This is a genomic window from bacterium (assembly GCA_030685015.1).
Classification (GTDB): Bacteria; CAIWAD01; CAIWAD01; order CAIWAD01; family CAIWAD01; genus CAIWAD01.
The window spans coordinates 92,428-101,007 of sequence record JAUXWS010000095.1 but is presented as its reverse complement, the minus strand read 5'-3'; the positions used below and the strand labels follow the sequence as shown (position 1 = coordinate 101,007).

The window sequence follows — 8,580 nt, the reverse complement described above, 5'->3', positions numbered from 1 at the left end:
CAGGGCCCTAACTAGGCGGCCTCACGGCCGCCGTCGCACAGAGGGCCCTATCACCTGATGCGGTCCCCATGGTGATTGGTTCAGGCCGAGGGCCAACCACAGGTTGGCCCTCGGCCTTCACCTCACGCAGCCATGTCTCATTCCAGGCGAATCAGCACCTGGCATGTCAATGCCCTCTTTTCGGCCTCGTCGCGCGTCGCGACTGACCGCCGCAGCGAAGCGAAGGCGGGAAGTATGCGCGCGCAGAGGCCGAAGAGATGGTGACCAGGGAGAGTTGTTACGCGCGACCCCGCGCGTGTCACACGCACCGCCGGCAGGGTCTGCCAGCCTTTTCTTTGCCCCACTTTCTTTTCGCGAAAAGAAAGTGGGAAGAGGCGGCGCTTGCGCCGCAATGCTTTGTCGGACGAGGGCCGGATGACATGATCCGGTTGCCCAAGGCCATTGGTTCAGCCTTCGGCTTCACCGCGGGAGACCACCTTCCCCCTGCAAGGGGGAAGGCCAGGATGGGGGTTTGCCCCAAGGCCCTGATTTCGGCCTCGTCGCGCGACGCGACTGACCGCCGGATGTGTCGTGGATCAATCACGCGGCGGTGGTTTTCGCCTCTCGGCGGCAATGGTACATTCCTGCGGTCGCTCACATCCCCCAAGCGGGAAGGTCCATGGCCACCATCCAATTGCAACAGATCGGCAAGCGCTACCCCAATGGCTTCCAAGCGGTGGAGACCTTCGACCTGGAGATCCGGGACGGAGAATTCCTCGTGCTGGTGGGCCCCTCGGGCTGCGGCAAGTCCACCACCCTGCGCATGATCGCCGGGCTGGAGGAGGTCTCCAGCGGAAGCATCCTCATCGACGGCCGGGATGTCACCCAGGAGGCACCGGCCAACCGCGACATCGCCATGGTCTTCCAGAACTACGCCCTCTACCCGCACATGTCGGTCAAGGAGAACATGGCCTTCGGACTGCGCATGCGGAAGCTGCCCGAGGGCGAGATCGACCGGCGCGTGGGCGAGGCGGCGGCCATCCTCTCGGTTGAGTCGCTGCTTGATCGACGCCCCCGCGAGCTGTCGGGCGGCCAGCGCCAGCGCGTGGCCCTGGGACGGGCCATCGTGCGCCAGCCCAAGGCCTTCCTCTTCGACGAGCCCCTCTCCAACCTGGACGCCAAGCTGCGGGTGCAGATGCGCACCGAGATCGCCCGCCTCCACACGCGGCTGGGCACCACCATGGTCTACGTCACCCACGACCAGGTGGAGGCCATGACTCTGGGGGACCGCATCGTCGTCATGAACCAGGGGCGCATCCAGCAGGTGGATTCGCCCATGGTCCTCTACCAGCGTCCCTCCAACCGCTTCGTGGCCGGCTTCATCGGCAGCCCGGCCATGAACTTCCTGCCGGGCGAGGTGGGACACGGGGGCTTCACACCCCAGGGCGCGATGCAGCCGCTGGCGCTGGGGCGCGACTTGCCCGCCGGCCCCGCCCTGCTGGGGATCCGCCCCGAAAGCCTGGATCTCGACCCCGCCCTGCCCCTGCTGGCCGAGGTGGAGTTGGATGTGGTGGAACACATGGGCCACGAGACGCTGGCCTACTTCGTCCTGGGCGGCCAGGCCTGCGTGGCCCGCCTGGTCCCGGCGGCCGGGCTGGCGCCGGGGCGTCGCGTGCGTCTGGGAGTGAAAGCCACGGGATGGCACTTCTTCGCCCATGAGGGCGAGCAACACCGATTGGATCAGGACCACCCATGAGAACTGGACTGTGTTTGGCCGCCGCCCTGCTGCTGCTGGCCCAGGCCTGGGCCGGCGTGACGGGCAAGATCACGGGCGTGGTGAGGGACGGCAAAGGCCTGCCCCTGCCCGGCGTCAACGTGGTGGTGGAGGGGCAGACCCGCGGCGCCGCCACTGACTTCGACGGCGAGTACGCCATCCTCAACATGCCGCCCGGCATCTACACCCTGCAGTTCAGCTGCGTGGGCTACCGCGGCCTCCACGTGGACGGCGTGGCCGTCAGCGTGGACCTCACCACCCGCCAGGACGCCGTCCTGCAGGAGAGCGTGGTGGAGGGGGAGGTGGTCACCATCGTGGCGGAGCGGGCCCTGGTCCAGGTGGACCAGACCTACAGCGCCTCCTACGTGGACGCCAACCAGTTGCGGACCATGCCGGTGACGGAGCTTTCGCAGGTGGTGTCCCTCCAGGCGGGCGTAGTGGACGGCCACTTCCGCGGCGGGCGCTCCGGCGAGGTGCTCTACCTGGTGGACGGCATCCCCGTCGTCGACGTCTACGACGGCAGCCGCGGCGTGGATGTCCAGGTAAGCATGGTGCAGGAGTTGCAGGTGCTGTCCGGCACTTTCAACGCCGAATACGGCCAGGCCATGAGCGGCGTGGTCAACACGGTGACGCGGGACGCGGGCGAGAAACCCTCCCTCACCATCAGCGGCTACGCGGGTGACTATCTAAGCAACCACACGCGGCAGTTCATCAACATCGACGAGGTGAATCCCCTGCAGCTCTCCAACATGGAGCTGGGCTTCTCCTCGCCCACGCCGCTGCCCTGGCTGAGCCTGACGGGAAGCCTGCGCTACACCGACAACAACGGCTGGCGACAGGGGCAGCGTCTCTTCAGCCCACAGGAGCAGATCGGCGCGTGGGAGGCCAACGGCACCCAGTACCGCTTTTTCAACGCCGACCAGGTGATGGGCTTCAACATGCTGGAGATGTTCGGCGAGGACTGGTTTTTCCTGGTGGACCAGCAGATGGACAGCGCCTGGGTGTCGCTCATCCAGGCCGGCGCCTGGCCCATGGACGACGCCGCCGACAGCAGCGCCGTCTACAACCTCTTCCAGTGGGCCAACGCACGCAGCCACGAACGCTATGAACGCTCCAGCGGCGACCGGGCCGGCCGCAAGTACGTGGACATGGACACGGAAGTGCGCCGCGCCGCCCAGCTCAAGTTGCGAGCCGACCTGGGGCCCGGCTCCGTCCTGCGCGGCATGTGGCTGGCCAACGACCGCCACTACCAGGAGTACAGCCACAGCTGGCGCTACACGCCGGACGCCCGTCTGCGCCGCTACAGCCGCAGCCAGCTGAGCAGCCTCAAGTGGGACAAGGTGCTGACGGCCGAGACCTTCCTCGACCTCAGCGTCAGCCACAGCCTCAACCTATACAACCACCGCCTCTACGACGACATCCTCGACCCGCGCTACGTCAACGACGAATGGCTGCCCGCCGAGAGCGGCTTCTACTATTACCCCTTCTTCGAGGTGAACCCCTTCGACCTGGATCCGGACGGCCGCTGGCAGTACATCGGCTTTGCCCAGATGGGCGGAACCGAGAACGAGCACTTCTCCCGGCGCACGGACACCTGGGACCTGAAGGGGAACCTGACCCGGCAGTGGGGCAAGCGGCACCTGTGGAAGACGGGCGTCGAGCTGCGCAACCACCGGCTGGCCTTCGACCAGCGCAGCGTCAGCTTCGACGGCTTCGAGATCGTGGCGCCCCAGGGCGCCAACGACAACCGTTATGTGCGACGCCCCTGGGAGGCCTCGGCCTACCTGCAGGACAAAATCGAGTTCAGCGACGTGACGGTGAACGCCGGCCTGCGCCTGGACGTGTTCGATCCCCAGACCGACATGCCCGTCGACCTGCGCAACCCGACCTACAGCGCCCGCCGGGAGGTGGACCCCAAATGGCAGGTCAGCCCCCGTCTCGCCATCGCCTACGTGGTGAGCGAGAGCGGCGTCCTCCACTTCAGCTACGGCCATTTCTTCCAGCGCCCCGCCTTCGACGTGCTCTACCAGAACCCGGACTTCGAGATCACCGGCCTCAACACGGTGGTGGGCAACCCGGACCTCAACGTGGAGCGCACCGTCCAGTACGAGATCGGCATGCAGCAGCAGCTGGGCGAGGACGTGGCGATGGACATCAGCTTCTACAGCCGCGACATCCGCGATCTCGTCTCCACCGACCGGCAGATCGAGACGGTGACGGTGGACAAGTACTACATGTACACCAACCGTGACTTCGGCACGATCAAGGGCATCGTCATCAGCGTGGACAAACGCTACCAGGGCGGCTTCCAGGCCGGCCTGGACTACACTTTCCAGGTGGCCGAGGCCAACGCCAGCAGCGCCGACGCGGCGCGCAACGCGGTGGAGGGCGGCAAGGAGGTCAACAAGTACCTCATCCCGCTCAACTGGGACCGCCGCCACACCCTCAACGGCCATGTCTCCCTCGAGCGCGGCCCCTGGGGCCTCAGCCTGCTGGGCAGCTACGGCAGCGGCCTGCCCTACACGCCCACGCCCAAGAGCGAGGACCTGGTGGTGGGGCTGCTGGAGAACAGCGGCCGCAAGCCGCCCTACGTCAACTTCGACATGTCGGGCTATTGGAACGTGCTGAAGAAGCCCGACCTGCAAGTCAACTTCCAGGTGAAGAACCTGCTGGACCGCCTGAACGAGAACAACGTCTTCGCGCGGACGGGGCGGGCGGGCTACGACATCAACTGGCAGGACACCCAGGCCGAGCTGGCGGTGGATCCCGGCAATTGGTCCCGTCCGCGGGAGGTGATTGTCGGGTTCCGCTTGTCCATGTAGCGGAGCGTCGACCAATGAGGAAGCACATGCGCATTCTGACCGCACTCCTGATGGCCGCCGGCCTGGTCCGCCCACTGGCCTCCGCCTGGTACGACGAGGTGTGGGCCGACCCCGAGGCCAAGAAGAAGAACCTCCATTCCGGCAACCTGGTGCAGACCACCTTCTACAACACGGGCCTGGTGGGCCGCGTGGGGCCGGAGTTCTCCTTCGAATGGCCCAAGGGCACGGGGGACGAGTACATTGGCGACATCTCCATCTGCGTGGGGATCGAGTACTACAACCGCCTGCTCAACCGCCCCGTGCGCAGCGTGGCCGTCACCCAGAGCCCGGCCCGCGGGCGGGACGAGGTCAATCCCGCCAACCCCAGCGAGTACTGGACCTTCATGCCGCTGCCGGGCTTTGCCAACCCGGAGACGACCCTGGTCGCCATGAGCCACCAGCGCCTCTCCTGGCCCAGCGTCTGGCCGGACAAGAGCTGGCCGGGCAGCTGGAACGGCTATTTCGGGCGGGACGTGCTCAATGCCGACCAGGAGAGCTACTTCTGGATGGACGACAGCCGGGACCGGGAGTTCATGTCCACCCGCTGGGCCTACCGGGACACGGTGGAGACCTACTTCCCCGGCCTGTGGACCCAGCGCTTTCCCCACAACCCGGATTCGATCCGGGTGCCGCTGATCCAGCCCTTCGCCAATGACAGCACGCACGCCGGGCTGGGTCTCAAGGTGGCCGTGCGCGGCTTCCAGTGGTCCCACTCGCTGGCGGAGGACGTCATCTTCTGGCTCTACGACATCACCAACGCCAGCGACATCGACTACGACAAGGTGGGCTTCGGCATGGTCTGCGGCACCCTGGTGGGCGGGGACGGCGACAGTGGCGACGACATCAACTATTTCGACCGCGACAACGAGTTCACCTACACGGGGGACTTCGACGACCGCGGCGCCGCCGGGTGGGTGCCTGTCCACCCCGGCGTGCGCAACGTGGGCTACGTGGGCTACGCCTTCCTGGAGAGCCCGGGCAACAGCGTGGACTGGATCGACAACGACGGCGACAGCCGCGCCCCGGCCGACGCCCCGCGCCTGACCCAAACCCTGCTCCATGAGTGGCTGAACACGCCCTCCGTCCTCCTCGCCGACGAGGTGGTGGTGGTCATCGACTACAACGACCCCGCTTATCCCCGCAGTCTGGTGCGCGTGCCCCAGCCGGGTGACACCCTCGTCCTCACCTGGCGCAACATCCAGATCCCCATCTACGCTGGCAAGATCGTGGCGGAGAATCCCACCAACCTGATCGACGACAACTTCAACGGCGTGATCGACGAGAACTGGGCCTACGAGGGCAACTGCTATGTGGACTGGCGGGCGCTGGGGCTGACCCCGCCCCCGCCCGGCAGCGGCGAGTTGGTGCCCGTGCCGGAGGCGGTGCTCCAGGCCTTCGACCCCCTCATCGACGAGCGCCGCGACGACGGCATCGACAATGACGGGGACTGGGATCCCGAGTTCGACGACGTGGGCGCCGACGGCGTGGCCGGCACGGGCGACCTGGGGGAGGGGGACGGCCTGCCCACACCCGGCGAGCCCCATTTCGACGCCACGGACATCACCGAGAGCGACCAGGTGGGCCTCACCTCCTTCAACGAATTCACCTTCCCCGAGTTCTCCAGCCGCAACGACGAGGACATCTGGCGGCGGATGATCCCCGGCGAGTTCGACAGCACGGCGGGCACGCCGGCCGACCACGACTTCCTCTACGGATCAGGCTACTTCCCCCTGCGCCGCGGGGAGACCCAGCGCATCAGCCTGGCCGTCGTCTTCGGCGAGTCGCCGGAGGACCTCTACACCAACCTGGCCACGGTCAAGACCATCTACAACGAGAACTACAACTTCATCCAGCCGCCGGCCAAGCCCCACATGCGGGCCGTGCCGGGCGACGGCCGCGTCACCCTCTACTGGGACGACCGCGCCGAGCACAGCGTGGACCGCATCAGCCACCTGCGCGACTTCGAGGGCTACCGCATCTACCGCGCCACCGATCCGGGCTTCCTGGACGCCTATTCCATCACCGACGGGCGGGGCAGCGCCTCGTCCTTCTCGCCCATCGCCCAGTTCGACCTGGTCAACGACGTGGCCGGCTTCTTTCCCATCGCCCTGAACGGCACGCAGTACTACCTGGGCAGCAATTCGGGCCTGGTCCATTCCTGGACGGACACGACGGTGGTCAACGGCCAGGCCTACTTCTATGCAGTGAGCGCCTACGACCGGGGGGATCCGGTGGCCGGCTTCCTGCCCGCCGAGACCTCCAAGCAGGCCAGCATCGACGCCGCCGGGCGCATCACGACGGATGTCAACACGACCTACGTCATCCCCACCGCCCCGGCCTCCGGCTACACGCCGGGGCTGGTGATGGAGCAGGCCGAGCACGTGGCGGGCCGCGCCACCGGCCGGGTGGTGCCGGCCATCGTGGATGAGCGGAGCCTGGTGGACGGCGCCCGCTACTCCATCAGCATCCTGCCCGACACCACGGCCCGCATCCGGGATCTGCTGGGCTGGGAGTACACCTCGTGGGTTCCCGACACCAGCTTTGTCTGGAACGCGGCCATCGGCGGCTTCATCGCCATCATCGACAGCGTGGGCTATGACTCCACCCGCGTCCTGCTCGGTGAGGTGCGCGTCCCCGCCTTCTCCTGGACGATGACCCGGGACGGGATGGAGCCTTTCCTCGAGAGCTTCCCCATCAACGCCGACACGCCCCAGCAGATGCTGACCCACGCCGGGATCGACCCTGCCTTCTTCGTCGCCCGCCGCCTGGACACGGGCGACACCCTGCACGTCCGCCGGCGTCTGGACACGGACGAGCTGCTCAACCCGCAGGGCGCCTTTGATTTCAACTTCGACGAGGGCCGCGTCATCTACACGCCGGACTTCCTCGCCACCCTGCCGGCCAACCAGCTGGTGGAGACGCTCTTCCTCTACAAGCACAACCTGGTGCACAAGCAGCTGGTGCCCAACCTGACCGGCTACGTCAATCTGGTGCAGGCCTACCAGCCGGTGGCCGAGGGCATCCGCCTCAGCTTTTTCAATGATTGGCTGCTCGGCCCCAATCCCGCCCTGTCGGGCTGGCGGAACGCGCCGGCCAACCAGCTGCCCTGGACCCTCAAGGGCGTCAACATGCTGGACAACAGCCAGGGTTTCCTCCGCGAGTTCCAGGGGCGCGCCCAGGGGCGGGACTACCGCATGGACTTCGTGGCGGAGGGCGGCGCCGTCAGCCTGGCCCGCGCCCAGTTCCCCGACCAGTCCATGGGCACCATCCTGGGACGCATCGTGCCCAGCCTGACGACGAACTACCGCATCTGGGACATCACCGATCCGGACCAGCCGGTGGAAGTGTCCTTCTGGGTCTACAACCCCAACCTCAACCAGGGGCCGCCGCCCTTTGGCCGCAACGGGAGCGATCCCTTCGAGTACCGCGACTTCATCCTGCTGGCCCAGCCCGACGAGGCCTCGCCCACGGGCCTCATCGTCACCTGGGCCTTCGGCATCCCCTTCGGCATCCCCATCAACCAGGTGGGCAACTACCAGTTGCCGGCGGCCGGCGACCGCTACGTGGCGGTGACGCGCAAGCCCTTCACCGCCCAGGACCGCTACGCCGTGGAGGTGGCGGCCCCCCGCTTCGACGGCTCCTCGGCCCGCCGCGAGCTGAGCCGCGTCAAGGTCGTGCCCAACCCCTACCTGGCCACGGCGGAGTGGGAGCCGCGCCCGATCAAGGGCAACCGCGGCGACCGCAAGATCCAGTTCATCCACCTGCCGCCCCAGTCCACTGTGCGCATCTACACGGTGCGCGGCGAGCTGGTGCAGACCCTCGTCCACGACTCGCCGGTGTGGGACGGCAGCCTGGATTGGAACCTGAAGAGCAGCGCCGGCCTGGACGTGGCCTATGGCATGTACATGTACCACGTGGACAGCCCAGCCGGCGAGAAGACGGGCAAGTTCGCCCTGATCAAGTAGG

Annotated in this window: 3 protein-coding genes; all 3 read left to right on the top strand. The window is 67.0% G+C overall.

Annotation, left to right across the window (positions count from 1 at the left end; genetic code table 11):
• Nucleotides 1-658: 658 nt before the first annotated feature.
• The 3 genes from ugpC to Q8O14_13875 are packed head-to-tail and all read left to right on the top strand — an operon-like array spanning nucleotide 659 to nucleotide 8,579.
• On the top strand, nucleotides 659-1,735 hold the full coding sequence (gene ugpC / locus Q8O14_13885) for a sn-glycerol-3-phosphate ABC transporter ATP-binding protein UgpC (protein ID MDP2361817.1): 1,077 nt from the start codon (nucleotides 659-661) through the stop codon (nucleotides 1,733-1,735).
• Complete coding sequence (locus Q8O14_13880; GenBank protein ID MDP2361816.1) at nucleotides 1,732-4,575, top strand: TonB-dependent receptor; 2,844 nt, start codon at nucleotides 1,732-1,734, stop codon at nucleotides 4,573-4,575. The genes ugpC and Q8O14_13880 overlap by 4 nt, the downstream gene beginning before the upstream one ends.
• Nucleotides 4,576-4,601: 26 nt before the next feature.
• Nucleotides 4,602-8,579, top strand: coding sequence for a hypothetical protein (locus tag Q8O14_13875; protein MDP2361815.1), 3,978 nt, complete (start codon nucleotides 4,602-4,604; stop codon nucleotides 8,577-8,579).
• Nucleotide 8,580 lies beyond the last annotated feature (1 nt).